The organism is Streptomyces sp. NPDC087263 (genome assembly GCF_044744645.1).
In the GTDB taxonomy this organism is placed as follows: Bacteria; Actinomycetota; Actinomycetes; order Streptomycetales; family Streptomycetaceae; genus Streptomyces.
Map to the genome: position 1 here is coordinate 496,119 of NZ_JBIUYT010000005.1, position 25,365 is coordinate 521,483.

Annotated in this window: 20 protein-coding genes and 1 pseudogene; 5 read left to right on the top strand and 16 right to left on the bottom strand. The window is 68.6% G+C overall.

Annotated elements, in window-relative coordinates:
* The first annotated feature begins 5 nt into the window (after positions 1-5).
* Positions 6-2,417, top strand: a complete 2,412-nt coding sequence (locus ACIPC1_RS19345) for a penicillin acylase family protein (RefSeq protein ID WP_402518491.1) — start codon at positions 6-8, stop codon at positions 2,415-2,417.
* Between the two features lie 69 nt (positions 2,418-2,486).
* Here ACIPC1_RS19345 and ACIPC1_RS19350 read toward each other — a convergent pair whose 3' ends face one another.
* Both ACIPC1_RS19350 and ACIPC1_RS19355 read right to left on the bottom strand, forming a co-directional pair.
* Positions 2,487-4,040, bottom strand: coding sequence for an acyl-CoA synthetase (locus ACIPC1_RS19350; protein WP_402518806.1), 1,554 nt, complete (start codon positions 4,038-4,040; stop codon positions 2,487-2,489).
* Between the two features lie 5 nt (positions 4,041-4,045).
* Positions 4,046-5,158 (bottom strand): NAD(P)H-dependent flavin oxidoreductase, encoded by a 1,113-nt coding sequence (locus ACIPC1_RS19355; protein WP_402518493.1) that lies wholly within the window; start codon positions 5,156-5,158, stop codon positions 4,046-4,048.
* A 172-nt stretch (positions 5,159-5,330) separates the two neighbouring features.
* Between ACIPC1_RS19355 and ACIPC1_RS19360 the strand changes: the two genes are divergently transcribed.
* A complete protein-coding gene (locus ACIPC1_RS19360; protein ID WP_402518495.1) occupies positions 5,331-7,124 on the top strand; it encodes a serine hydrolase in 1,794 nt (597 codons plus the stop codon).
* A 72-nt stretch (positions 7,125-7,196) separates the two neighbouring features.
* Here ACIPC1_RS19360 and ACIPC1_RS19365 read toward each other — a convergent pair whose 3' ends face one another.
* The 4 genes from ACIPC1_RS19365 to ACIPC1_RS19380 form a co-directional block, all read right to left on the bottom strand.
* On the bottom strand, positions 7,197-8,768 hold the full coding sequence (locus ACIPC1_RS19365) for a phytoene desaturase family protein (protein ID WP_402518497.1): 1,572 nt from the start codon (positions 8,766-8,768) through the stop codon (positions 7,197-7,199).
* A 218-nt stretch (positions 8,769-8,986) separates the two neighbouring features.
* On the bottom strand, positions 8,987-11,266 hold the full coding sequence (locus tag ACIPC1_RS19370; RefSeq protein WP_402518500.1) for a tetratricopeptide repeat protein: 2,280 nt from the start codon (positions 11,264-11,266) through the stop codon (positions 8,987-8,989).
* Between the two features lie 63 nt (positions 11,267-11,329).
* The gene (locus ACIPC1_RS19375) at positions 11,330-12,223 is read right to left on the bottom strand and encodes an oxygenase MpaB family protein (RefSeq protein ID WP_402518502.1); all 894 of its coding nucleotides are present in this window, start codon (positions 12,221-12,223) and stop codon (positions 11,330-11,332) included.
* Positions 12,224-12,272: 49 nt separating this feature from the next.
* On the bottom strand, positions 12,273-12,749 hold the full coding sequence (locus ACIPC1_RS19380) for a MarR family winged helix-turn-helix transcriptional regulator (protein WP_402518503.1): 477 nt from the start codon (positions 12,747-12,749) through the stop codon (positions 12,273-12,275).
* Between the two features lie 287 nt (positions 12,750-13,036).
* Between ACIPC1_RS19380 and ACIPC1_RS19385 the strand changes: the two genes are divergently transcribed.
* The 3 genes from ACIPC1_RS19385 to ACIPC1_RS19395 all read left to right on the top strand — a co-directional run bounded on the left by ACIPC1_RS19385 (position 13,037) and on the right by ACIPC1_RS19395 (position 17,691).
* Entirely contained in the window at positions 13,037-13,453 is a 417-nt protein-coding gene (locus ACIPC1_RS19385; RefSeq protein ID WP_402518505.1) for a nuclear transport factor 2 family protein, read from the top strand.
* A 99-nt stretch (positions 13,454-13,552) separates the two neighbouring features.
* Positions 13,553-16,240, top strand: a complete 2,688-nt coding sequence (locus ACIPC1_RS19390) for an MGH1-like glycoside hydrolase domain-containing protein (protein WP_402518507.1) — start codon at positions 13,553-13,555, stop codon at positions 16,238-16,240.
* Complete coding sequence (locus ACIPC1_RS19395; RefSeq protein ID WP_402518508.1) at positions 16,237-17,691, top strand: alpha-amylase; 1,455 nt, start codon at positions 16,237-16,239, stop codon at positions 17,689-17,691. Before ACIPC1_RS19390 ends, ACIPC1_RS19395 begins: the two co-directional genes overlap by 4 nt.
* Before the next feature lie 377 nt (positions 17,692-18,068).
* On the opposite strand, the gene ACIPC1_RS19400 is transcribed toward ACIPC1_RS19395, so the two are convergent.
* The 10 genes and pseudogenes from ACIPC1_RS19400 to ACIPC1_RS19445 all read right to left on the bottom strand — a co-directional run bounded on the left by ACIPC1_RS19400 (position 18,069) and on the right by ACIPC1_RS19445 (position 25,352).
* A complete protein-coding gene (locus ACIPC1_RS19400; RefSeq protein WP_402518509.1) occupies positions 18,069-18,836 on the bottom strand; it encodes an MMPL family transporter in 768 nt (255 codons plus the stop codon).
* Positions 18,800-19,339: a lipocalin-like domain-containing protein gene (locus ACIPC1_RS19405; protein WP_402518511.1), complete on the bottom strand. Its 540-nt coding sequence runs from the start codon at positions 19,337-19,339 to the stop codon at positions 18,800-18,802. The genes ACIPC1_RS19400 and ACIPC1_RS19405 overlap by 37 nt, the downstream gene beginning before the upstream one ends.
* A 139-nt stretch (positions 19,340-19,478) precedes the next feature.
* A complete protein-coding gene (locus ACIPC1_RS19410) occupies positions 19,479-19,634 on the bottom strand; it encodes a hypothetical protein (RefSeq protein ID WP_402518512.1) in 156 nt (51 codons plus the stop codon).
* 190 nt (positions 19,635-19,824) lie between these two features.
* Positions 19,825-20,292 (bottom strand): MarR family winged helix-turn-helix transcriptional regulator, encoded by a 468-nt coding sequence (locus ACIPC1_RS19415; RefSeq protein ID WP_402518514.1) that lies wholly within the window; start codon positions 20,290-20,292, stop codon positions 19,825-19,827.
* Positions 20,293-20,296: 4 nt separating this feature from the next.
* The gene (locus tag ACIPC1_RS19420; RefSeq protein ID WP_402518516.1) at positions 20,297-20,788 is read right to left on the bottom strand and encodes a transposase; all 492 of its coding nucleotides are present in this window, start codon (positions 20,786-20,788) and stop codon (positions 20,297-20,299) included.
* A 94-nt stretch (positions 20,789-20,882) separates the two neighbouring features.
* Positions 20,883-21,647, bottom strand: a pseudogene (locus tag ACIPC1_RS19425) (hypothetical protein); the annotation flags it as partial.
* 94 nt (positions 21,648-21,741) lie between these two features.
* A complete protein-coding gene (locus ACIPC1_RS19430; protein WP_402518518.1) occupies positions 21,742-22,296 on the bottom strand; it encodes an ABC transporter permease in 555 nt (184 codons plus the stop codon).
* A gap of 39 nt (positions 22,297-22,335) precedes the next feature.
* Positions 22,336-23,274 (bottom strand): fumarylacetoacetate hydrolase family protein, encoded by a 939-nt coding sequence (locus tag ACIPC1_RS19435; protein ID WP_402518520.1) that lies wholly within the window; start codon positions 23,272-23,274, stop codon positions 22,336-22,338.
* A 71-nt stretch (positions 23,275-23,345) separates the two neighbouring features.
* Positions 23,346-23,906, bottom strand: coding sequence for a VOC family protein (locus ACIPC1_RS19440; protein ID WP_402518522.1), 561 nt, complete (start codon positions 23,904-23,906; stop codon positions 23,346-23,348).
* Between the two features lie 573 nt (positions 23,907-24,479).
* Positions 24,480-25,352, bottom strand: a complete 873-nt coding sequence (locus ACIPC1_RS19445) for an enoyl-CoA hydratase-related protein (protein ID WP_402518523.1) — start codon at positions 25,350-25,352, stop codon at positions 24,480-24,482.
* Between the last annotated feature and the right edge of the window lie 13 nt (positions 25,353-25,365).

Consider the following 25,365-nt stretch of genomic DNA (forward strand, 5'->3'; position numbering starts at 1 on the left):
GCACCATGCGCACCCGCCTGAGACGGTTCGCGATCACTGCCGTCACCCTGCTCACGGCCGCGGCTTCACTGCCCTCGGCCGCGGCTCAGCAACAGGGAAGTCAGCAACGCCCCTCACGCGGCGGCCTGTCGGCCGTGATCCGCTACACCGAGTACGGCATTCCGCACATCGTTGCGAAGGACTATGCGAACCTCGGTTTCGGGACCGGCTGGGCGCAGGCCGCCGACCAGGTGTGCACGCTCGCCGACGGCTTCCTCACCTTACGCGGCGAGCGTTCCCGCTACTTCGGTCCCGCCGGGGTCCCGGACGGCTCGCTGTCCTCCGCGACCAGCAACCTCTCCAGCGACCTGTATTTCCACGGCGTACGCGATGCGGGCACGGTGGAGAAGCTGCTCGCGGAGCCCGCGCCGCAGGGCCCCGGCCGCGAGGTCAAAGATCTGACGCGCGGCTGGGCGGCCGGGTACAACGCCTGGCTCGCCCAGAACCGGATCACCGACCCGGCGTGCGGCGGCGCCGCCTGGGTGCGTCCGGTGACCACCGTGGACGTGGCCGCACGGAGCTTCGCGCTGGCCGTGCTCGGCGGTGAGGGCCGCGGGGTGACCGGCATCACGGCCGCGCAGCCGCCCGCGGCGACGACGGTCTCCGTCGCCGCCGCGCCTGACGCGAAGAGCGCCGCTCTCGCCGCGCAGGACCTCTTCGACACCGCCGACATGGGGTCCAACGCGGTCGCCTTCAGCGGCGCCACCACGGCAGACGGCCGCGGTCTATTGCTCGGCAACCCGCACTACCCGTGGCAGGGCGGCCGCCGCTTCTGGCAGATGCAGCAGACGATCCCCGGCGAGCTGAACGTCATGGGCGGTGCGCTGCTCGGTTCGGCGACGGTGTCCATCGGGCACAACGCGCAGGTGGCGTGGAGCCACACGGTCGCGACGGGGACAACCCTCAACCTCCATCAGCTGACACTGGATCCCGCCGACCCGACCGCGTATCTGGTGGACGGCAGAACAGAACGTATGACGAAGCGGACCGTCACCGTCGACGTGTTGGACGGTGCGCCGGTGACGCGCACCCAGTGGTGGACCCGGTACGGCCCGGTCATCACCTCCCTCGGCGCGCAACTGCCGCTCCCCTGGACGTCCACGACCGCGTACGCGGTGAACGACCCGAACGCCGCGAACCTCCGCGCCCCCGACACCGCACTCGGATTCAGCAAAGCCCGCAGCACGGCCGACGTTCTCACCTCCCTCAAGCGCACTCAGGGGCTGCCCTGGGTGAACACGGTCGCCGCCGACGCGGGTGGGCACTCGTTGTTCACGCAGTCCCAGGTACTCCCGCGCATCACCGACGAGTTGGCGCAGCGTTGCTCGACGGCGCTCGGCAGGGCCACCTATCCGTCGAGCGGCCTGGCCGTCCTTGACGGCTCGCGCGGCGACTGCGCACTCGGCAGCGACCCCGACGCCGTACAGCCCGGGATTTTCGGGCCGGCGAAGATGCCGGTGCTCAAGGACGCTCCGTACGCGGAGAACTCCAACGACAGTGCCTGGCTTGCCAATGCCGACCGGCCGTTGACCGGATACGAGCGGGTCTTCGGGTCGCTCGGCACGCAGCGCTCGATGCGCACGCGTGGGGCGGTCGAGGACGTGGCGGCGCTGGCCGAGCAGGGCCGGCTGACCGTACGGGATCTCCAGGCGCAGCAGTTCGCGAACCGGGTGCCGGCCGGTGATCTCATCGCCGACGACACGGCACAGGCGTGTGCCGCGCTGCCGGGTGGCATCGCAACAGGCAGCAACGGCACGGCCGTTGATGTGAGTGAGGCCTGTGGTGTGCTCAATGCGTGGGACCACAGCACGAACACCGACAGCCGGGGCGCGCTCCTCTTCGACCGGTTCTGGCGGAAGCTGACGGCCGCCGTCCCGGCCGCGCAGCTGTGGAAGGTCCCGTTCTCGGTGGCGGACCCGGTCCGCACCCCGAACACGCTCAACACCGACGCGCCCGGCGTCGCCAGGGCTCTCGCCGACACGGTCACCGAGTTGCGTGGGGCGGGCATCGCGCTGGACGCCCGGCTCGGCGCGAACCAGTACGTCGTACGGGGCGGTGAGCGCATCCCGGTCCCGGGCGGCACGGAGTCGCTCGGTGTGTGGAACAAGATCGAGCCGGTGTGGAACCCGACGGCCGGCGCCTACACGGAGGTCATCACCGGGTCGAGCTACATCCAGGCCGTCGGCTGGGACGGCAGTCGCTGCCCGGTCGCCCGTACGCTCCTGACGTACTCCCAGTCGTCGAACCCGAACTCGGCGCACTACAGCGACCAGACACGGCTGTTCTCGGGCGAGCGGTGGGTGACGTCCCGGTTCTGCGAGAAGGACATCCTGTCCTCGCCCGGACTGAAGGTCGTGCGAGTGAACGAGCGCCGCTAGGGACCTTGGTGTGGTCCCGCCGCACATAGGGCGGGACCACACCAGCGGTCCCAGGTAGTCGGGTGCCTGTCACACCACCCGCTTGCGTCCCTCCCAGTACGGATCGCGCAGCCTCCGCTTGTACAGCTTGCCGTTCGGATCACGCGGCATCGTCTCGATGAAGTCGACGCTCTTGGGGCGCTTGTAGCCCGCGAGCTGCCGTTCGCAGTGGTCGAGAATGTCCGCGGCGAGGGCGGCGCCCGGCTCGTGTCCGGGAGCGGGCTCGACCACGGCCTTGACCTGCTCACCCCAGCCGTCGTGCGGGATGCCGAAGGCGGCCGCGTCGGCGACGGCGGGGTGGGCGAGCAGCGCGGCCTCGACCTCGGCCGGGTAGATGTTGACCCCGCCCGAGATGATCATGTCGATCTTGCGGTCGCGGAGGAAGAGGTAGCCGTCCTCGTCGAGGAGACCGAGGTCGCCGACGGTGAAGAAGTCGCCGATGCGGCTCTTCTTCGTCTTGGTCTCGTCCTTGTGGTACGAGAATCCGCCGGTGCTCATCTTCATGTAGACGGTGCCGAGTTCACCGGGCGGCAGCCTGTTGCCGTCGTCGTCGAAGACGGCGAGTTCACTGATCGGCCAGGCCTTGCCGACCGTACCGGGCTTCTTGAGCCAGTCCTCGGCGGTCGCGAAGGCCCCGCCGCCCTCGCTGGCCGCGTAGTACTCCTCCACACACTCGCCCCACCACTCGATCATCGCCCGTTTCACATGGTCCGGGCAGGGGGCCGCGCCATGGATCGCGTGCCGCATGGCGGAGACGTCGTATCGGGCCCTCACCTCGTCGGGGAGTGCCAGCAGCCGGTGGAACTGGGTCGGGACCATATGGGTGTGCGTGCACTTGTGTGCGTCGATGACACGGAGCATCTCTTCGGGTGTCCACTTGTCCATCAGCACCAGACGGTGGCCGATGTGCAGGGACGCGCCCGCGAACTGGAGCACGGCGGTGTGGTACAGCGGCGAGCAGACGAGGTGCACGTTGTCGTCGTACGGCTTGATGCCGAAGATGCCGAGGAAGCCGCCGAGGTACGTCTCCTCCGGGAGCTTGCCGGGCAGCGGGCGCCGGATTCCGCGCGGGCGGCCCGTGGTGCCCGAGGTGTAGTTCATGACCCAGCCGAGCGTGCGGTCCTCGGGCACCGATTCGCTCTGCCCGTCCAGGAGTTCGGCGTACGGCCGGAAGCCTTCGACCCGGCCGACGGAGTAGCGGTGGGTGACCGGAAGCTCGGCCTCGTCGGCGGCGTGACGTGCGGCGTCCACGAAGTGCTCGTGCGCGATGAGTACCTTGGCGCCCGAGTCGGCAACGATCCAGGCGATCTCGGGACCGACGAGGTGGTGGTTGACGGGAACGAGGTAGAAGCCCGCCTGCGAGGCGGCGAGGTAGGCGACGAAGAACTCGACGCTGTTGGGCAGGACGACCGCGAAGGCGTCCCCGCGTGCGAGTCCTGCGGCGCGCAGTCCATGGACCAGTTGGTTGGCCGAGGCGTGCAGCCGGCCGGCGCTCCATTCCTCTCCTGCCGGAGTGACGAGGACCGTTCGCTCCGGGTCGGACGCGGCCTGGGCCCAGAAGCCGTTCGGCGGCGCACTCTCCACCTTGCTCACGACTGGTCGCCCCTTCCTGCGATGCGGTTGATACGGTCCACGGCGTGCTCGAACCCCCGGGTCAGGTCGTCGAAGACCTCCTGGACACTGCGCTCGCTGTTCATCCGCCCGACGATCTGCCCGACGGGTGTGCCGAGCAGCGGCTCCACCTCGTACTTCTGGATCCGGGAGAGCGCCTCGGCCACGAGCAGGCCCTGCAAGGGCATGGGAAGCGTGCCGGGCCCGCTCGGGTCGTCCCAGGCGTCGGTCCACTCGGTGCGCAGTTGCCGTGCCGGTTTCCCGGTCAGCGCGCGGGAGCGGACCGTGTCGCCGGACCCTGCGGCGAGCAGCTTCCGCGTGACGCCGCGGGAGTGCATCTCGGCCTCCGTCACGGTCAGCCATATGGAGCCGAGCCACACGCCTTGGGCGCCGAGGCTGAGCGCGGCGGCCACCTGCTGGCCGCTGCCGATGCCACCGGCCGCGAGTACGGGCAACGGATCGACGGCGTCCACGACCTCCGGTGTGAGCACCATCGAGGCGATCTCCCCGGTGTGGCCGCCCGCCTCATAGCCCTGCGCGACGACGATGTCGATGCCCGCCTCGGCGTGCTTGCGGGCGTGCCGGGCGCTGCCCGCGAGCGCGGCGACGAGCACCCCGCGCTCGTGGGCACACTCGACGACATCGACGGGCGGGGACCCGAGCGCGTTGGCCAGCAGCTTGATCGGGTAGTCGAAGGCGACGTCGAGCTGGTTGCGGGCGACCTGCTCCATCCACCCCGTGATCCTCCACCCCGACACCTCGCCCTCGGCGAGCTCGGGCACCTCGTACTTGGCCAGGGTGTCCCTGACGTACTGCCGATGCCCTTCGGGGATCATCGCCTCGACGTCGGCCTCGGTGACACCCTCGACCTTCTTGGCCGGCATGACGACATCCAGGCCGTAGGGCATGCCGTCGACGTTCGCCTCGATCCAGTCGAGGTCGCGTTTGAGGTCGTCGGGGACGGTGTAGCGGACCGCGCCGAGCACTCCGAATCCGCCCGCCCGGCTGATGGCCGCGACGACCGCGGGAAACGGCGTGAAGCCGAAGATGGCGTGCTCGACTCCCAGTCTCTTGCTCAGCTCCGTCTGCATGGCCGCAGGATGCCGCAGTCCTCCGAACGAGGGAAGGGCTTTTCTGATGCTCCGTCAGATTCGCCGGAACCGCCTGCCACGGTTGACACGCCCCCTCCCCTGACAGGAAAGTTTCACTCCGCACAGCGAACCCGGAAAGATACTTTCAGGCGGCGCGGCGGGAGACTCCTGGATGACCGAAGAAGCAGTGGGCAATTCGGCGGGCGGGCCGACCCGTCGTCAACTGGGCAGAAGGGCGCTGGCTTTGGGCGGCGCGCTGGCCATCGCCCCCTTCCCCGCAGGGCCTGCCGCGGCCTCCGAGGGAGACGGCGGCAGGCGGCCGACCCTGCGGCACGGATCGGCCGAGCGCGCCGGACTGCTGCCCGGCCATCTGCGCCAACTGATCACCGACGCCGAGGCGTTCCTCAACCCCTCCCCCAAGCACCCCTGGTACGCGGGCGCCGTGCTTCTCGCCGGTCGCGGCGGCACGGTGGCGCTGCATCAGCCGATCGGTATGGCGGTGCGCTATGCGGCGTACGACGAGAAGGCCGACAAAGGCGTCGAGTTCCCTGCCCAGCAGCAGATCGCGGCGGCCCAGGACACCGTCTACGACCTCGCCTCCGTGTCGAAGCTGTTCACGTCGATCCTCGCGGTCCAGCAGATCGAACGCGGCGCGCTGGAACTGGCCGCGACGGTCGCCTCGTACCTCCCGGAGTTCGCGGGCGCGGGCAAGCAGGACATCACGATCCGTCAGCTCCTCACCCACACCTCGGGTTTCCGCGCCTGGATCCCTCTCTACAGCGCGCCGACCCACGAGGGAAAACTCCAACTCATCTGGAACGAGGCTCCACTCAACCCGCCGGGCACCAAGTACCTCTACTCGGACCTGAATCTGATCTCGCTCCAGCTCGTCCTGGAGAAGATCACGGGCCGCACCCTCGACACCCTCCTCCGCGAGGAGATCACCGCCCCGCTCGGCATGCACCACACCCGCTACAACCCGCCCGCCTCCTGGAAGCCGAAGATCGCCGCCACCGAGGACGCACGGCTGCCCTGGTCGGGGCTGAACCGGGGGCTCGTGTGGGGCGAGGTGCACGACGAGAACGCGTACTCCCTGGGCGGGGTGGCCGGCCACGCGGGCGTGTTCTCCTGCGCCTGGGACCTCGCGATCCTCGGCCGTACGCTGCTCAACGGCGGCGTGTACGGCAAGGCGCGCGTCCTGGAGCCGGGGACGGTGGACCTGATGTTCACCGACTTCAACACGGCCTTCCCGGGTGACGAGCACGGTCTCGGCTTCGAGCTCTACCAGCACTGGTACATGGGCGCGATGGCCACCCCGCGCACCGCGGGCCACACCGGCTTCACCGGCACCTCACTCGTCCTCGACCCGACGACCGACTCGTTCCTGATCGTCCTCGGCAACTCCGTTCATCCCGCTCGCAGTTGGCGATCCGGATCCGCTCCCCGGGTCGCCGCGGCGAACAACCTGGCGCGCGCCGTGCCGGTACGCCCCGCACGCGGCCGTACGTCCTGGTTCTCCGGGATGGCGAGCGCCACGACGGCCACGCTGGCGCTGCCCGTGCTCGACACGGGCGCCGGTCCGGCACATCTGCGCTGCTCCTTGTGGTGGGACACCGAACCACAGTCGGACCTCCTCTTCCTGGAGGCCTCCACCGACGGCGGCGCGAGCTGGCAGCCGGTTCCCTTCACGACGGCGGCCCCGCACGGCGAGGAACCGCGGGAGCATCCGAGCGGCTCGGTCACCGGCTGGTCGGGCCGGGTCTGGCACCGGCTCACCGCCGAGCTCCCCCAGACACCGCTGCTCACCACACGCTGGAGGTACAGGACCGACCAGTTGTACGTCGGCCGCGGCGCGTACGTCGACGGGCTTCGGGTCGAGTCCGGCGACCGGGTCCTCTTCGACGAGGCACGACCGGTGGACGCCGTACGGATCGAGGCGGTGGGCTGGGCGGAGTCCGGCGACTGAGGCCGCCACACGCCTTCCCTGGCCGCCCGCCACAAAAGCCACCCGCACAACCTCCCCGGCCAGGTGAACGGCCTAGCCGAGGCCCCCAGGGTCTCGCTCCTCCAGCACGGCCATTGCCGCGTTGTGCCCGGGCACCCCGCTGACCCCGCCGCCGCGCACCGCGCCCGCCCCGCACAGCAGGACGTTCGGGTGCCGGGTCTCCACGCCCCAGCGGCCCGTGCCCTCCTGCGCGTAGGGGAAGGCGAGGTCGCGGTGGAAGATGTTGCCGCCCGGCAGCCGCAGGTCGCGTTCCAGGTCGAGCGGGGTCTTCGCCTCGATGCAGGGGCGGCCGTCGGCGTCGGTGGCGAGGCAGGAGACCAGCGGTTCCGCGAGGTGGGCGTCCAGCTGCGCCAGCGTCGACTTCAGCAGTTCGTCACGTACGGCCTCGTTGTCGCGTGCGAAGAGCCGGGCCGGCGTGTGGAGTCCGAAGAGCGTGAGGGTCTGGTAGCCCTGCTCTACCAGGTCCCGGCCGAGGATGCTCGAGTCGGTGAGTGAGTGGCAGTAGATCTCGGAGGGCGGCGCGGTGGGCAGCTCGCCCGACGCGGCCTGCGCGTGGGCGGTGGCCAACTGCTCGTATCCCTCGGCGATGTGGAAGGTCCCGGAGAACGCCTCGCGCGGGTCGACGGAGGTGTCGCGCAGCCTCGGCAGTCGCTTCAGGAGCATGTTCACCTTGAGCTGGGCGCCCTCGGCGGGGGTGGGCGGTTCGTCGCCGGTGAGGCGCGCGAGCTCCTGCGGCGAGGCGTTCACCAGGACGTGGCGGGTCGCGATGACACCCTCGCCGTCGGCGCTGCGGTAGGTGACCTCGGCGGCCTGCCCGTCCGTCTCGATCCGTACCGCCTCGTGGCCTGTCGCGATCACGACACCCGCATGGCGCGCCGCCGCGGCGATCGCGTCGGTCAGGGCGCCCATGCCGCCGACCGGCACGTCCCAGGCTCCGGTGCCGCCGCCGATGACGTGGTAGAGGAAGCAGCGGTTCTGCCGCAGTGAGGGGTCGTGAGCGTCCGCGAAGGTCCCGATGAGGGCATCGGTGAGGACGACACCGCGGACGAGGTCGTCCGCGAAGTACTCCTCCACCGCGGCACCGACCGGCTCCTCGAAGAGAACCCGCCACGCCTCCTCGTCGTCGACACGCCGGCGCAGCTCGTCGCGCGTGGGCAAGGGCTCGGTGAGCGTCGGGAACACCCGCTGGGCGACGCGCCCCGTCATGCCGTAGAACCGCTGCCACGCCGCGTACTCGCTGTCCGATCCGGTCAGCCGCGCGAACGCCTCGCGGGTGCGCCGCTCGCCCCCGCCCACGAGCAGCCCGGTCGGCTTTCCGTCCCGCTCGACGGGCGTGTACGAGGAGACGGTGCGCCCGCGTACCCGGAAGTCCAGGCCGAGATCCCGCACGATCTTCCGGGGCAGCAGGCTGACCAGGTACGAGTAGCGCGACAGGCGCGCGTCGACCCCGGCGAACGGCCGGGTGGACACGGCGGCGCCACCGGTCGTCCCCAGCCGCTCCAGCACCACCACCGACCGCCCGGCCCGGGCCAGGTAGGCGGCGGCGACGAGCCCGTTGTGGCCCCCGCCTACGATCACGGCGTCGTATCCCTCGAGTGCAGCCATGGTTCTTGGTAGCACGCGATGATCTACGACGGCCAGGGTTACGCGGCAGGCGGCGGGCGCCCGTACGGGGGCCGCGCCCCCGCAGGGGCGCGGGGAACCGCGCGACAAGCCCCCACAGCCCCGCAGCAAACAAGCGACCCAGGGGGTCTGGGGCGCAGCCCCAGAAAGATGGGACGGGTAGGGGCGGCAGGGGCGAAAACCCACTGCCCCAACCCCCCTCACTGCCCCCCGGACGCCCGCTGCTGCCGCAAGGCGGCGACCCTCCGGTACATCTCCACCGCCTCCTGCCGCCGCCCGAGCTGTTCCAGGCAGTGGGCCTCGTCGTTACGGCTGGCGAGCGCGTCGGGATGATCGGCGCCGAGGACGCGTTCCCGAGCGGAGGCCACCCCTCGGTACTCGGCGAGCGCGTCGGCCCAGCGACCGAGCCAGCCGAGGCCGACCGCGACCTCGCGCCGGCTGACGAGCGTGTCCGGATGATCGGCGCCGAGGACGCGTTCCCGGATGGCGCACACGTCGCGGGACTCCGCGAGCGCCTCCTCCCAGCGGCCCATCCGGCCGAGGTTGACGCCGAGGCCGTGCCGGGCGCGCAGGGTCTCGGGATGCGCGGCGCCGTGTACGCGGGTGCGGTCGTCGATCAGGTCCCGGTACAGCTCCAGGGCCTGCGCGCTGCGGCCGAGACGGCCGAGGCTGATGCCGACCTCGTAGCGGGCGGCGAGCGTGTCCGGGTGATCGGGACCCAGGGCCTGCGCGCGGGCCTCGGCCACCTCACGGTAGGCGTGCAGCGCTTCGGGCCAACGCCCCAACTGACCCAGCGCATAGGCGACTTCATACCGGGTGACCAAGGTGTCGGGGTGCGTCGCGCCAAGTACCCGGGCACGGGCGGCCGCCACCTCGCCCGCCATGCGGTACGAGTCCTCCAGCCGGCCCAGTCTGCTCAGGTTGAAGGCGAGGTTGTGGCGACAGCGCAGGGTGTCCGGGTGGTCGGCGCCCATGGCACGCTCCCGGGCGGCGAGCACGGACGTATAGGCCTGGTGTGCCTCGAAGTGACGGCCCAACTGTCCGAGCACGTACGCCATTTCCTGCCGCGCGGCGAGCGTGTCGGCGTGGTCCGGACCCAGCACCCGCTCCCTGGCCTGGGCGACATGCGCGTACTCGCGCAGCGCCTCGGCGGGGCGTCCGGTGCGACTGAGGGTGAACCCGACCTCGTAGCGGCTGGCGAGCGTGTCGGGGTGACCGGGCCCGAGGACGTGTTCGCGCTCGGCGGCGACCGCGCGGTGCACCTCACCCGCCTCGGTCCACCGGCCGAGCCGCCCGAGGCTCAGCCCCGCGCTGTGCCGCCCTGCCAGGGCGGTGACCACCTCCGGTGAAGGGGTGGGACGTTCGGTGCGCTCGGGCGCCCGCGCCACAGCCGTGGACGGACGCGCGATCCACTCGCCGGTGAGGCCCGCCGAGGCGTCCGGCGGTGCGACGCGCAGCCCGGAGCCGGTCGCCTTGTGGCCTGTCGTCATGCCACGGGTCCAGGAGGGCAGCCGGGACTCGCGCGACGGCGGCTCGTCCGGGCGCGCCTGAACCGAGGGCGCCAACGCACGCCGTTCCGGAGCCGGTTGTCGTACGACGGGAGACACCACGGTCGGCACGTACATGCCGGTCGTGCGGCCCGCGCTGATCCGGCGGCCGAGTTCGCGGGCGTCCTGCGGGCGCTCCTCCGGCTCCTTGGCGAGCAGATCCAGGATGATCTTCTCGAAGTACTCGGGGAGTTCGGCCCGGTGTCGGCGCGGCGGTTCCGGCGGCGTGTCCCGGTGGCCGACGAGGACCGCCCATGCGTCGTCGAGGTCGAACGGCGGTGCCCCGGTGGCAATTTCGTAGAGCACGCAGCCGAAGGAGTACAGGTCGCTGCGCTGGTCGACATGGGTGCCGCCGATCTGCTCCGGCGACATGTAGTGCGGGGTGCCCATCGCGATGCCGGTGCCGGTCAGACGCGAGGTGAACCCGATGTCCTGGGCGAGCCGCGCGATGCCGAAGTCGCAGATCTTCACCGTGCCGTCGGTGAGCCGCATGATGTTCGCGGGCTTCAGGTCGCGGTGCACGATGCCCTGTTGATGGGTGTAGGCGAGGGCCGCGGCCACCTGGTCGGCGACATCGATGACGTCGGCGACCGGCAACGGGTGCTGCTTGTTGTCCTCCAGGAGCTGGCTGAGGTTCCGCCCTTCCAGCAGCTCCATCACCAGATACAGCACGCCGTCGGACTCGCCGAAGTCATGGACGACCGTCACCCCGCGGTGCTGGAGCGCGGCGGCCACCCGAGCCTCGCGCCGGAACCGCTCGCGCAGCACCCGGGTGAAGGACTGATCGTGGTGCGGGCCAAGGGGCTTGAGGCACTTGACCGCCACCTGCCGGCCAAGGGACTCGTCCCGCGCCCGCCACACCTCACCCATACCGCCGCGCCCTATGAGATCGAGCAGCCGGTACCGGCTCTGGATCAGTCTGGTCTCCGCCATCTCCTGCGACCGCCCCCGTCGATGCTCACTGCGCGCCCTCCCCGGCCCGTCCAGTATGGCGAGTTATCTGTCGACTTTGTACGGCGCCGGGCGGGAGCCGGGGCCCAGTCGTGACATGGCCCGCAGAATGTGTTTGGGCGGAAGTTGCCAGCGCAGACGTGCGGGAACACAGCGCAGCGTGGTGCCGACGACACGCAGGCGCCGGGTCACCACGGCGGGCGACGGGGCGGTCCTGCCGTACAACTCGTGGGCGTACGGCGGCAAAGAGGCGTACGCCAGCTGCGCCACGCGCCTCCACAGCAGGGCGCGCGCCGGTACGAGCAGCGGGTGTGTCGGCGGGCGCAGCAGGAAGTCGTCCACGTCCCGCGCCTCCGGACCCGCCACCAGCTCGGGCAGCATCCGCTTGAAGTACCCGGCCAGTTGGGCCCGGTCCGCTGGTACGTCGCCGGGGTCGAGCCCCACCAGCCGTGCGCTCACGCGGTGTTCACCGATGTACTGGTCGGCCTGCGCGTCGGTGAGGCGGAACCCCGAGCGCCGTACGACGTGCAGATAGGAGTCGATCTCCGCGCAGTGCACCCACAGCAGCAGCTCGGGCTCGTCGATCCGGTACCGCTCCCCCGTCTCCGGGTCGGCCGCTGTGAGCATCGTGTGAATCTTCCGTACGCGCGCCCCTGCCTTCTCAGCGGCTTCACTCGTCCCGTACGTCGTCGTCCCCACGAAGTTCGCGGTGCGCATCAGCCTGCCCCACGCGTCATGCCGAAAATCCGAGTTCTGCATGACTCCGCGCACCGCGCGCGGGTGCAGGGCCTGCAGATAGAGCGCGCGGACTCCGGCGACCCACATCATCGGGTCGCCGTGCATCTGCCAGGTCACCGACTCCGGAGTGAAGAGTCCCGGGTCACCTGCTGGAAAGGCGTCCACACCAGCAGTGTGGCCGGTCCTTCCTGTCGGCACCATCCGCGCCATCGGCTTTTTCGCGGTGCCCGGACACGTTCCCGCAGCGTGGTCAGCCGCGGCGGGCGGCGGCGTAGGTGCGTTCGAGCTCCGCGACCGTGGCGAGGAAGCCGGCGCCCTCGGTCCTGCGCAGGGTGTCGGTGGCGAGCCGGTCGAGGCCGGCCCACAGCTCGGCGAGCGGCTGACGGAATGCCTCACCGTCGGCGGCGAGGGAAACGATGACGGCTCGGCGGTCGTGCTGGGCGGGGGCTCGGACGAGGAGCCCGGCGTCCTCCATGCGACGGATCGACCGCGAGACGGTGGAATGGTCGAGCCCGACCGCCTGCTGGATCTCGGCCTGCGTCTGACCGTCCCTGTCGAAGAGCTGCATGAGGATGAGTTCCTGGCCGGGGTGCAGGCCGAGCTTCAGCAGCAGCTCAGCGCCGTAACCGTGCAGTTCACGGGAGAGCGCGAAGAGCCCGAAGCTGACCGGGGCGCAGTCGACGAGGCTCGGCCGAGGCATCACCGGGTCGGGCTTCGCGGCTGGCATGACACTCCTCGGGCGGCTGCGGGCCAGGTGTAGCACCTGACCACGGATACGGACGGAACTCGGCGCCCCGGGTGCGACCTGGACTGAGACCACTGTAATCGCCGCGGTGGGACCGCCGATCGGCCCCCGCGGGTCTCCGGTCACCATTGACATAGGTGGCTAGACACACAAGTATGTGTCTAGCCACTGATTCGAGCGCGGGGTCTTCCTTCGACGAATCAGCCCAGGTGGAGGCGGTGCACACCCACACCACCACTGCCCCGACCCACGATTGGTTGGAACGAACAATGAGCGAAACCCGCACTGCCGCAGATCTGTTGCGGCGCAGCCTGGACACCTTCCTCGCCAAGGACATGAAGGGCTGGGTGGACCTGTGCGACGAGAATGTCGTCCTGGAGTTTCCCTTCGCCCCCGCGGGCAGCCCCGCCCTCCTGGAGGGCCGGACCGCCGCCTACGAGTACCTGCGCGGCTACCCCGACCTCATCGACGTGCACCGGATCACGTCGCTGCGTATCCACTCGACCGACGACCCGGACGTGGCCGTCGCGGACTGGAGTGTCACCGGTCGCGTCCTGACCAACGGAAACCCGTACGAGATGAGCTACGCCACTTTCGTGACGTTCAAGGACGGCCTCATCGTCAAGTACCGCGAGTACTGGGACCCGATGGCGTTCACCACCGCACTGACCGGCTCGGCTTTCTAGGCCGGTCACCCGCGAATTGGCCCTCTGAGCGCCAGGCCGTTGCGGACGAGTCCCGGACGCCGGAGTCTGGGTGAAGGTGCTACACCGGGAGGGCGTGCGATGACGGAGAACAGCGGCGGGGCGGACTCCGAGCGGCTGCGACTGGCCGATGCCGACGCGGGTCGGGCGGCGTGGCGGCGCTGGGGGCCGTATCTGAGCGAGCGGCAGTGGGGCACGGTCCGCGAGGACTACAGCCCCGGCGGCGACGCCTGGTCGTACTTCAGCCACGACCAGGCCCGCTCGCGCGCCTACCGCTGGGGCGAGGACGGCATCGCGGGTGTCAGCGACGACAAGCAGCTGCTGTGCTTCGCGCTCGCGCTGTGGAACGGCCGGGACCCGATCCTCAAGGAGCGGATGTTCGGCCTGACCAACGCCGAGGGCAATCACGGGGAGGACGTCAAGGAGTACTACTTCCACCTCGACTCGACGCCCACCCACTCGTACATGAAGTACCTCTACAAGTACCCGCAGGAGCCGTACCCGTACGACGACCTGGCAGCCACCAACAGGACCAGGGGCCGCCAGGACCGCGAGTACGAGCTGCTGGACACCGGAGTCTTCGACGAGGACCGCTACTTCGACGTGTTCGTCGAGTACGCCAAGGCGGGCCCCGAGGACCTGCTGATCGAGATCACCGCGCACAACCGCGGCCCCGACGAGGCCACCCTGCATCTGCTGCCGACCCTGTGGTTCCGGCACACCTGGTCGTGGGCGGGCGAAAGCGCCGTACCCGGTCTGCGCCGGACGCCGGGAGCCATTCGCGCCGATCACGAGGAACTCGGCACGCGGTGGCTGTACTTCACCGGTGAGACGCAGACCCTGTTCACCGAGAACGACACCAACAACGAGCGGATCTTCGGCAGTCCGAACACCACCCCGTACGTCAAGGACGGCATCGACCGGTACGTCGTCCACGGCGAGACCGGCGCCGTCAACCCTCTACAGACGGGCACCAAGGCCTCCGTCCACCACGTCCTCACCGTGCCCGCAGGCGACAGCGCCACCGTACGGCTGCGCCTGACCGACACCGAACTCATCGACCCCTGGGCCGAGTTCCCGCAGTTGCTCGACGCGCGCCGCACCGAGGCCGACGTGTTCTTCGAGGGAGTCGTCCCCGACGGCCTGTCCGAGGACGCACGGCGCGTGGTGCGACAGGCCCTCGCCGGAATGCTGTGGAGCAAGCAGTACTACTACCTCGACGTGGAGCGCTGGCTCACCGAGCACGGCGTCGATCCGCTCGCCGCCGACCCACGCGTCCGCAACAGCGCCTGGTACCACATGATCAACGACGAGATCATCTCGATGCCGGACACCTGGGAGTACCCCTGGTTCGCTGCCTGGGACCTCGCCTTCCACAGCATCGCCCTGTCCATGGTCGACATCGGCTTCGCCAAGTCCCAGCTCGAACTGCTGCTGCGCCGCCTCTACCTGCACCCCAACGGCCAGATCCCGGCGTACGAATGGAACTTCGGCGACGTCAATCCGCCCGTGCACGCCTGGGCGGTGCTCTTCGTCTACGAACTGGAGAAGCACCGCACCGGCCACGGCGACCGCGCCTTTCTGGAGAACGCCTTCCAGAAGCTGATGAAGAACTTCAGCTGGTGGCTCAACCGCAAGGACGTCGACGGCAACAACGTCTTCCAGGGCGGCTTCCTCGGTCTCGACAACATCGGCGTCTTCGACCGCAGCGCCCCGCTGCCCACCGGCGGCCACCTCGACCAGGCCGACGGCACCGCCTGGATGGCCCTGTACTGCCAGAACCTTCTGGAAATCGCCATCGAACTGGCCGTCGACAACCCGGTGTACGTCGAGCACGCGCAGACACTGTTCGAGCACTTCGCCTGGATCGCGGTCGCGATGAACCGCATCGGCGACGACAACCAGAGCCTGTGGGACGAGGAGGACGGCTTCTTCTACGACGTCCTGCGCCTGCCCGACGGCAGTGCGACCCGGCTGAAGGTGCGCTCCCTCGTCGGGCTGATCCCACTCGCCGCGACCAGCGTGATCGGCGGCTGGGCGGACCGCCGTTTCCCCGAACTGGTCGAGGGAGCAGAGGAGTTCGTGCGCAGGCACCCGGCGGTCGAAGCTCTCGTCTCCTCCCACCATGCTCTCGGGTCGGGCGAGGCGGGGCGTCACCTGTTCGCCCTGTTCGACGAGGACCGGCTGCGGCGCGTCCTGTCCCGCATGCTCGACGAGGACGAGTTCCTCGGCCCGCACGGCATCCGCTCCCTGTCGCGGTACCACGCCGAACACCCCTACACCTTCGAGGTGCACGGCGAGCCGTACGGGGTCGGCTATCTGCCCGCCGAGTCGGACTCGGGCATGTTCGGGGGCAACTCCAACTGGCGTGGCCCGGTGTGGTTCCCGGTCAACCTGCTTCTCATCCGCGCCCTGCTGAACCTGCACGCCTACCACGGCGACGACTTCACCGTGGAGTGCCCGACCGGCTCCGGACGGCGGATGAACCTCTACGAGGTCGCGCGTGAGATCTCCGACCGGCTCACCGCCACCTTCCTGAGCGACGGCGACGGACACCGCCCCGCACACGGCGCCCAGGCCGAGTTCGCCAAGGACCCACACTGGAAGGACCTGATCCTCTTCTACGAGTACTTCCACGGCGACACCGGCGCAGGCCTCGGCGCCTCCCATCAGACCGGCTGGACCGGTCTGGCCGCGGTCACCGCCACCCTGTTCCATCTCGTCGGCGCCGGTGACTGGGGCACCCTGCGGGAGGAGCCGCTGTCATGACGGTGATCTACGAGATCAACACCCTTGTCTGGCTGGGTGAGTTGAGCGTGCGGTACGGACGTCGCGTCACCTTGGGCGAAGTGCCCGGCGAGGTCTGGGACGAGGTCGCGCGGCCTGGTGCGGACACGGTCTGGCTGATGGGCGTGTGGGAGCGCAGCCCGGCGGGACTGGCGATCGCCCTGCGGGACGACCGGCTGCTCGCCTCCTTCCGCGAGGCGCTGCCCGACCTCACCCCGGCGGACATCGCCGGGTCCCCGTACTGCGTACGGAACTACGTCGTCGACGAGAGCCTCGGCGGCCCCGAGGGTCTGGCCGCGGCACGGGCCGAACTCGCCGCGCGGGGCGTGCGTCTGATCCTGGACCACGTCCCCAACCACGTGGCCCCCGACCATCCTTGGCTCACCGAGCGCCCGGGCTGCCTGGTCCGGGGCACGCCGGACGACCTGGCCCGCGCACCGGAGGCCTTCCTGGAGGCGGGCGGACAGGTGTACGCGCGCGGCCGCGACCCCTACTTCCCGCCGTGGCCGGACGTCGTCCAGCTGAACGCCTTCAGCGACGAGCTGCGGACGGCGACGGTGGACACGCTGGCAGCGATCGGCGAACAGGCGGACGGCGTCCGCTGCGACATGGCGATGCTGCTCATGAACGACGTGTTCGCGAAGACCTGGGGAGACCGGGCGGGACCGGCACCCGCCGAGGACTTCTGGCCGTACGTCATTCCCCGCGTCCGCGCCCGGCACCCCGGCCTCCTGTTCGTCGCGGAGGCGTACTGGGACCTCGAATGGGACCTCCAGCAGCAGGGATTCGACCACTGCTACGACAAACGGCTCTACGACCGCCTGGTCCACGAGGACGCCGGAGCCGTCCGCGACCATCTCGGCGCAGACCTCGGTTACCAGCGCGGGCTCGTCCGCTTCCTGGAGAACCACGACGAACCCAGGGCCGCCGCCACCCTGCCCGGCGGACGGGAACGCGCGGCCGCCGTGGCCGTCGCCACTCTGCCCGGCGCGACACTGTGGCACGAGGGCCAGTTCGAAGGACGCCGGGTCCGCCCGCCCGTGTTCCTCTCACGTCGGCCCCAGGAACCGGCCGACGCGTCCCTGCGCGACTTCTACGGCCGCCTGGTGACCACCGTGGCCCCGGTACGCGAGGGCGACTGGCAGCTGCTGACCTGCACGGGTTGGCCGGACAACGACACCCACCACAACCTGCTCGCCTGGTCCTGGACCGCCGGCCAGGAGCGGCACCTCATCGTGATCAACTACTCGGACCGGCCGGCCCAGGGGCAGGTTCCGCTGCCGTGGACCGACCTTCAGGGACAGTCCTGCGAACTGACCGAACTACTCGCCGGGATCACCTACGGTCGGGAGGGCGGCGAACTGCTCGACCCGGGCCTGTTCGTCGCCCTCGACGCCTGGCAGTGGCACCTGCTCTCGCTCCACATCTCCTGAGACCGTGACCGTCGAGTCCGGTGTGACGAAGCCTCATGGCACGGCGCAGGTCACAGGGGGTGCAAAGCGGATCTCGATCCCGGCCGGACGCGGTCGGCGGCTCATTCCTGGCATGAAGTTCCACTCCGGTCTTGGAGTGAGGATGCCCCGAACCCCGACACTGCTGCCACACGGCGTGATCAACTGCTCGGACCTGAGGGCTGACCTCGTGCGGTCACACAACGCCCGTATGGTTCTGCCGGGTTGAGGATGTCGGTCCGGTTGCGATGCTTCGACGAAGGCCGTCTCACCGAAGCGCGGAGCGCCGGTCTCTCCGGTCCCGGCTCATCATGTAGCGAGTCAGGTCCATGGCAGATCCGACGGCTTCGGCCCCGGCTTCAACGGATCGCTGACCGTCCTCGCCGACGCCAAGGGGTCCGGCGATGTGAAGGCGGCAGCGACCACAGTCTTTGTGTCGGTGACTTCTGGCGCCGTGTACGAGTTGGCATGCGTGGCGGTTGACGCGGGCCGGCGACGGCAGCCTCGCCTTCCTTTGCAGCCTGGCGAGAAGCCCGGATCGACCTGCAACCCTGATGAGATGCCCTACCGGCACCATGTTCACCTCCCGGACGACGGCACAGCAGATGACTTCCGCAGCGCACCATAGGCACGGCGCTCGGTGGTCGAAGCGACTTGGACTCGTCGCCGGGCATGCCCAGTCGGGCTGCGGTCTGGGAGTCATCCCCCTCCGTACGCTGCCCGCGCCTCCTGCCCCTGCCGTCGCCATTGCGAACGGAGCGCGGCAACTCCGAACGTTGGAAGAACCCGAGCAGCGCGGGCAGCAGAGTCAGCGCGACCTGCACGGCGACGAATACCGTGAACACCGTGGCCCTGCCCATCCGCGAGAGCACCGGGATGCCCACCACGGAGAGACCCACGCGGTCGATGGCGCGGCAAGTCCTGCGAAGACGACTGCGGATCCCGAGGTACCGACGGCACGAGCACAGGGCACGCTGCCGTACAGGATCCTGCCTCAAGGGCAGGATGTTCGGGTCTCGATCAAGCGGGCACGATCTCCGGCTGGGCGCTGACGGTCGAGCCGGCAAGCCGCCCACTTGATGTCGGACGGTCATGTGGTCGAACCCGGCTGCTCGACCCGCTCCCATCTCAGGACGGCGGTAAGTTGCTGCCCTCCGAACGGCAGGGGCTCCGGCGTGATCAGCTCGAGACGCGGCTCGACAAGTACGACCTTTCGAGCCATGGACGCGTGGACCCAGTTCGGGAACAGGCTCACTTCCGGCTCGTGTACGACCATCGAATCGCCTTTGACGTGGTAAGAGCCGGCGTACGCCACATAGCCACGGGCGGCGGCAGCAGACTCGACATCAGTGCCGTCGCCGAGTCCGCCGGCCTGATAGCGCGGTCGGTCGAGCCGCATGATCTGTACCGACATGAGGCCGTCCGCTGTGTAGCGAAGATAGCCCGCGGCATCGTCTCCCAGCGGGTAGCCGACAAGCACGCCGAGCCCGTCACGCACCTCGTACGACTTCAACCGCCAGTAGCCCACCAGTCGCTCTTGGAGTGACCGGCCATCGGCACCAGTCTGCATGGATACGTCACTTTCCTTTCCGGTGGATCTCGTCAAGGCCCCGGCCACGTCGATGCGCATCTCGCGCCAGGTCGGCCCAAGGCTCAGCCCCGCACAGCAGCGGTGCGGCAACTCGATGGCGCCGACCAGGTCGACAGCGAGCGGTCCGCACGATGAAAGCCATTCCCGGGGGCTGATCGCGAAGGCCGGGCACAGGAGTTCAGAGGGAAGGTGCCACCGAGTCGGCGGCTCGGAGGCAGATGACGCGGACGGCCCGAGGGAACCTGGTCCAGTCCAGTCCAGTCCAGTCCAGGTCGATGTCGACTTCGGCGGCTGCCTTGGCGATCAGGTAGTTGGTCACGTGGCGGGAGAGCACGCACCCGAAGATCTCTCGACCGACGGCTGCGTCAGGACTTTGGGCCGCACCTGTCCGAGGGTTCGCAGGGAGGCTTCCTGATCGGGACGTCGGCCAGAAGCCTCGTTTGGATCGAGGTTGACGCCACCAAAACAATGATATTAACCAAGATATTCTTAGTCAAGACTAGTTCACCGGTGCCTGGCCTCGGTTACTTCCGCAGGCGACGGGTGAACTCAGGAGCGTCGACGAACTCATCGAAGGCATAGAAGCGGAGCACCTCAAGAAAGACATCGCGTTGGGCCGGATCGAGGAGGCCGAGCAGCTCCCGCTCGACCTTCTCCGTCGCCGCACTCGCACGCAGGCAGACCTGGCGGCCGCGGGGGGTAAGCGTCGGCCTGCGGACCCTTCGGTCCCGCGGGTCGGGCACTCGGACGACCAGCCCCTTGACCTCAAGAGAGTCGACGGTTGCCGTGATGACAGACTTGTCGATCTTGACGAGTGCGGACAACTCGAGCTGCGCCATCGGCGTGGTCATCAGCGCGACCATGACAAAGTGCTCTTTGATGTTGATGCCAACCGCCTCTAGAGCAGCCGTCTTACGCTCGCCGAAGCCGAGCCACGCCCGATTCAGCAGCCAATTGACATCGCCGTTCAACGGATGCTCAGCGTTCCCCATTCAACTATGGTACCGAGTACCCCTCGTCCGATGGCACTCTCCGCAAGCTGATCAAGTGTGTGATCTGGGCGTTCACCGGCGGGGACACGTCCCAGGCAGCGAGCTCGTCGAGGATGTCCAGGGCGAGCAGCCACTTCTCGTATGCCCGGCAGCGTCGGGAACTGGCCCGCCCTTCCCCATCGTCCGCCCACTCCTCGGGCAGGAACAGATGCCACCGCACTGAACACGACGCACGGCGGAGACGGCGCGCATGCTCACCACGACCGGACAGTTGGCCCGTTTCCCGAAGGCTCCGCAGCGCTGAGGAGCCACGCCGACCGGTGTCCGGCCGCCCTTCGGGAACTGACGCGCCGTCGATAGCCCATGCGTCCGGGGCGAGGGACGTCGTCATACGTTCGGCGATCCGGCGCCTGACAGGTGGCACATCCCATGGTGGCTGGTCAGCACGATCCCGCCGGAGCGCTGAGGCGAACGCGTCCGCAGCGAACTCCGCCAAGCCGGTTCGAAAAACCCTCTACTCGCCCGATGTCCATACGCCCAACATGCTCCTGATCAGACCGAACAAGAGGGCCTAACGGAGTCCTCCTTGGGCGCCGCTCGTCGACTAGGCGCTGGATCTTGCCGACCGAGCGTTCCGGCGTCTCCGAGTCCACGATCTCGACCTGCACGCTGACGCCGAGGCCCGTCCGGCACCGCGCTGGGACAGGTACAGCTGGAAAGTGCGGGGCGGCCCCGTCCATGCTCAGCACGATCTCCGCGATCTGACCGGGAAAGATGTTGACCCCGCGCAGGATGATCGTGTCGTCACAGCGACCGGTGACCTTCTCCATCCGCCGGAAGGCGGGCCGGATGGTGACCGGCAGCAGCCGGGTGAGGTCACGGGTGCGGTAGCGGATGACCGGCAGGGCTTCCTTGGTCAGCGAGGTGAAGGCCAGTTAGCCGCTCTCGCCGTGGGGCAGCACCTGGTCGGCGAGCGGGTCGACCATCTCCGGGTAGAAGTGGTCCTCCCAGATGTGCAGCCCGTCCTTGGTGTCCACGCACTGTGGAACGGCCGGTGGTACCGCTGGAGGTGTGGATCCGCCGCACCTGGTCCATCGGCGCCGCGAACACGCGAAGGGATAGGTGTCGCGAAGGTCCGCATTTGTGGTGAAGAAGAACCGGGCCAGGTCCGACAGCGAGCGGCAGTCGCCCGGGGGCAGGCCGGCCTCGTCGAACTTGCGACGGTAGAGCTCCGCGTTATCGAATGCATGCTGCAACGTGCGCCGCATAGCCGCCAGTTGATGGTTGCCCAGTTCCTCGGGTGACATCCGCTCGCCCGTGTCCAACAGCTCCCCGGATATCGGTTCGCCCTTCATCGAGACTCCTTCAGGAGCTCTGTACGGTCTGTATGCGCTGGCTCCGCGGCGGAGGCCAGAGGGATGCGGCATCGTCGGCTCAAGGCGTCCGTTGTCAGGTTCGGGTCGCCGTCACTGCGCCCTCGGCGGCGATCGCTTCGAGTTGCCTTCGACGTGCGTGCGCGACTCGTGCTCGGGACGCCCACCCCGCCAGGGCCACGGCAACGACCAACGCTGTTCCGTTGAAGGCGGGCTGGACCCACGCCGCTACGCCCATTTGTTGCAGACCCGACACCACGACAGCCAGGAACAGAACCGCGACCAGCAGCCCCGGGACGTTGAATCGTCCGGGAGAAATGGTTGTCGATCCGAGGTGAGCTGCGGCGAAGATCGGCAACAGCAGTGCCGGATTGCCCGCCGCCGTTGCCGCTCCCAGGGTCGCCCCCAACACGACACCGGCTACGCCTGCGAGGAGACCGCCGGTTGTGAATGCCGCGATCCGATAGCGATCTGCAGGGATGCCGGTCAACCGCGCGGCACGGACGTTGCCACCCACGGCATTCATCCGACGCCCCACGGCGGTGTAGCGCAGAACGCCATGAAGGACCATCGCGATCGCCAGAGCATCGAAGACGGACAGGGGCAGCCGAAGCGACTCGGTCCGAGCCAACGCCGTCAATGAGGTCGGCGCGCCTCTGCTCCAGCCATGTCAGCCATCGCTTCCGCCTCCGCCTCCCGCTCGTGCGCCCTGCTCGTCGAGCACGGGTGTGTTCATCCGGCCGAGTCCGGTCATTTCGATGCGGACAGTGTCGCCGGGCACCAGCCACTTGGGGGAAGTCATCCCGGCCGCAACGCCGCCAGGAGTGCCGGTGGTGATGATGTCGCCCGGCTGAAGCGTCGTGGTCGCACTCAGCCACTCAATGATCTTGTAGGGGCTGTGGAGCATCTCCTTTGCGTACGCGTCCTGTCGCAGCTCGCCGTTGACCCAGGTCTGGATCCGGATGTCCTCGTAGCTGCGGGCCTCGTCGAGCGTGACCAGCCAGGGGCCGGTCGGCTGGAAGGTGTCCCAGCCCTTGGTTCGCATCAGCTGGAAGAGGGCCGGCGCGTTGAGCTTCCTACTCTCTCCCTCGCCGAGGTCACGGGCGCTGACGTCGTTGGTGATCATGAAACCGGCGATGTGTTCAGCAGCGCGCTCCGCAGGGATCCTGCGCCCGGCCTTGCCGATGACGACCACGAGTTCGGCCTCGTAGTCGAGGCTCACGCATTCGAGCGGACGCACGATCGTGTCCGTGGGGCCTGCCAGCGCCGAGCTCGGCTTCTGGAAGACCACAGGAAGCGTCGGCGTCGCCTCAGCGCCGATCTCGACGAGGTGGGAGAGGTAGTTCGCGCCGCAGTTGAAAAGGTTCGGAGGGTCGGTGATCGGAGGGCCAAGACGTGTCTGGGCCACCGGGATCACCTCGTCGCCGCGGTCAACTGCCGCTGCGACGCCCTCACCGGCCCGGTCAAGGAACGGCAGTAGGTTGCGAATGGTTCCGTTCGGCGCGATGCCGATGTCCGCCATCACCCTCGACAGCGGGAGGATGGAGCTGTCGTTGACCAGAACGCCCGGACGTTCATTTCCGCGAGGGCCGAAGCTGACGAACCGCATGAGCGTGTGTCCTTCCGAGTGGTACATCGTGGAGACGAGGCCGGACGCTGGGTCGACCTCATCTGCCGGCCCTATCGCTTGCCCGGCGGGGACCATGCGATGAGTTCGGCCACCGACTTTCCGCTGCGGAGGCCTTGCAGCATCTCCGCAGGGTCGAAGGGGGTGGCGCCGAAGGCGTTGCTGTCGCCGCCCGCGTAGAACTCGACGATCTGCTCTTCGGTGTAGGCGGTGTCAAAGAACAGTTCGACGACGTTCTTGTCAGGGTCCGTGTAGTACATGGAGATCGTGGCCCCGTGGTTGAGGCACATCGTCGGCGCGATGCCGGCATCCGCGAGCCGGACGTGAGCATCGAGCAGCTCAGGCAAGGTCGGGTGCTCGAATGAGAAATGGTGGAGTCGGGACTGCTGGATGAGCTCGTCAACACCGGGCGGCACAACGGCAGTCGAGTCGTCGATCTTGGCGGCCTTGAAGATACCGAAGCGATGGTGGCTCTCGTCCGTGCGGAGGAAGCACACGCTGTGGTCCGAGGTCTCGACGCCGACCGTCGCCTCGAGAACCTGCATGTACCAGTTCTTCACCGTTTCGAAGTTGCTGGTGTTCAAGATGACGTGGGCAAGCTTGGGCGAGGGCATCACTGCCTCTTCTCTTAGTGGGCCGCGCAACTGCGCTCGGGCCTTTACGTTGGTGAGCCGGCCAGAATCAACCGCCTGGGCGCAATCCGGCCGGCATATGTTCTGCGAACCAGAGCCCTTCTACTTCCTCCCAAATATGCTATGAAGCGAGATGTTCTCTGTCAAGAGCACTTTCGATGCTACTGCCGAGTTGGAGATCCGGCTACGCCGCGCATCAAATTTGACGTATCTGGTGACAGCAGAATCCGGATTGTTATCCAGAAGCCTCTTGGGAACAACAGATCGATGGCCGCGTGGAACATGTCAATGAAGGCGGTCAAATACTGACGGTTGCCGGAGTGCAAGTCCCGCCAGACTCTGATGGTGGCAACCGCAGGCTCGCCCCGGACCGGCGCCAGACATCCCGGGCCTGCCGGCCCTGACTTCCGATCACGGTGCAGACCGTCACCAGTTCCGCTCCGGTGTCGGCCGACGCGCGCATGTCTCGCTACAAGAATGTGCAGGAACCGGCGCACCCGGGCGCGGGGCATCCGTCTTCCGACAGACGTCCACCGAAGCTGGAGAGCGTTCCGGTCAGTCAACGTCGCAGAGTCTGGGCAGATCGAGCTCGACGGCGCGACTGAAGGGCAGCCCACCCGCCTTGGTCATGATCCGCATCGCGACTGCCTGCGCCGCGTCCGACGACTGCAGGGCGCCTGCCACGGCGAGGGTTCCAGCCATCTCCTCCGGGAGAGGAATGGGTTGCAGTTTCGTGAGGCCGCTCTTGACCGCGGCAATCGAGGCCGGAGTGAAACTCGCGATGCGACGGCCGAGCTTGTGGACAAACTCGTCAAGCTCGGCATCGCCTATCGACCGGTTAACCAACCCGTACAGCTCGGCGGTGTCGCCGTCCAGGTCGTCAGAGCTGAGCAGGAACTCCATGGCACGTGCGCGGCCGGCATGCAGTTGAGCCCACTCGATTCCTCCGCCGCCCGGGAATGCGCCGAAGCCGACCTCAGGCAGACACAGGCGGGTGTTCTCCTTGCTCGCGAACCGCATGTCGGCGGCTGCGGCAAAAGCGAATGCGAACCCGCGGGCCCGCCCGCGAAGGATGGCGATACTGACGACCCGGGTGGTGCCGAGCCAGTAACTGAACGCGGGCCACTCCTGGATGATCTCCATGGGTTCGTTCACCTCATGGCCCGGGCCGCCCAGGTCGCCGCCCATGAGATCCAGGTGAGCACCGAAGAACTCCGGATTCGCGCTCTCGAAAACGAGTACCCGAACGTCATTCGCCGAGTCCTCGGCAAAGGACTTCACGGCCTTCAGACCGGCGAAGACCTGCGAGTCGATCAGGTTGAAGGGTGGATTGTCGATCACCACCCCGAAGCAACCCGGCGAGATCTCGCGGAGGCGGACCACCTCATTCTTGATCAACGAATCCTTTGAAGCAGCACCGTTCTCCATGCCTTGGTCTCCT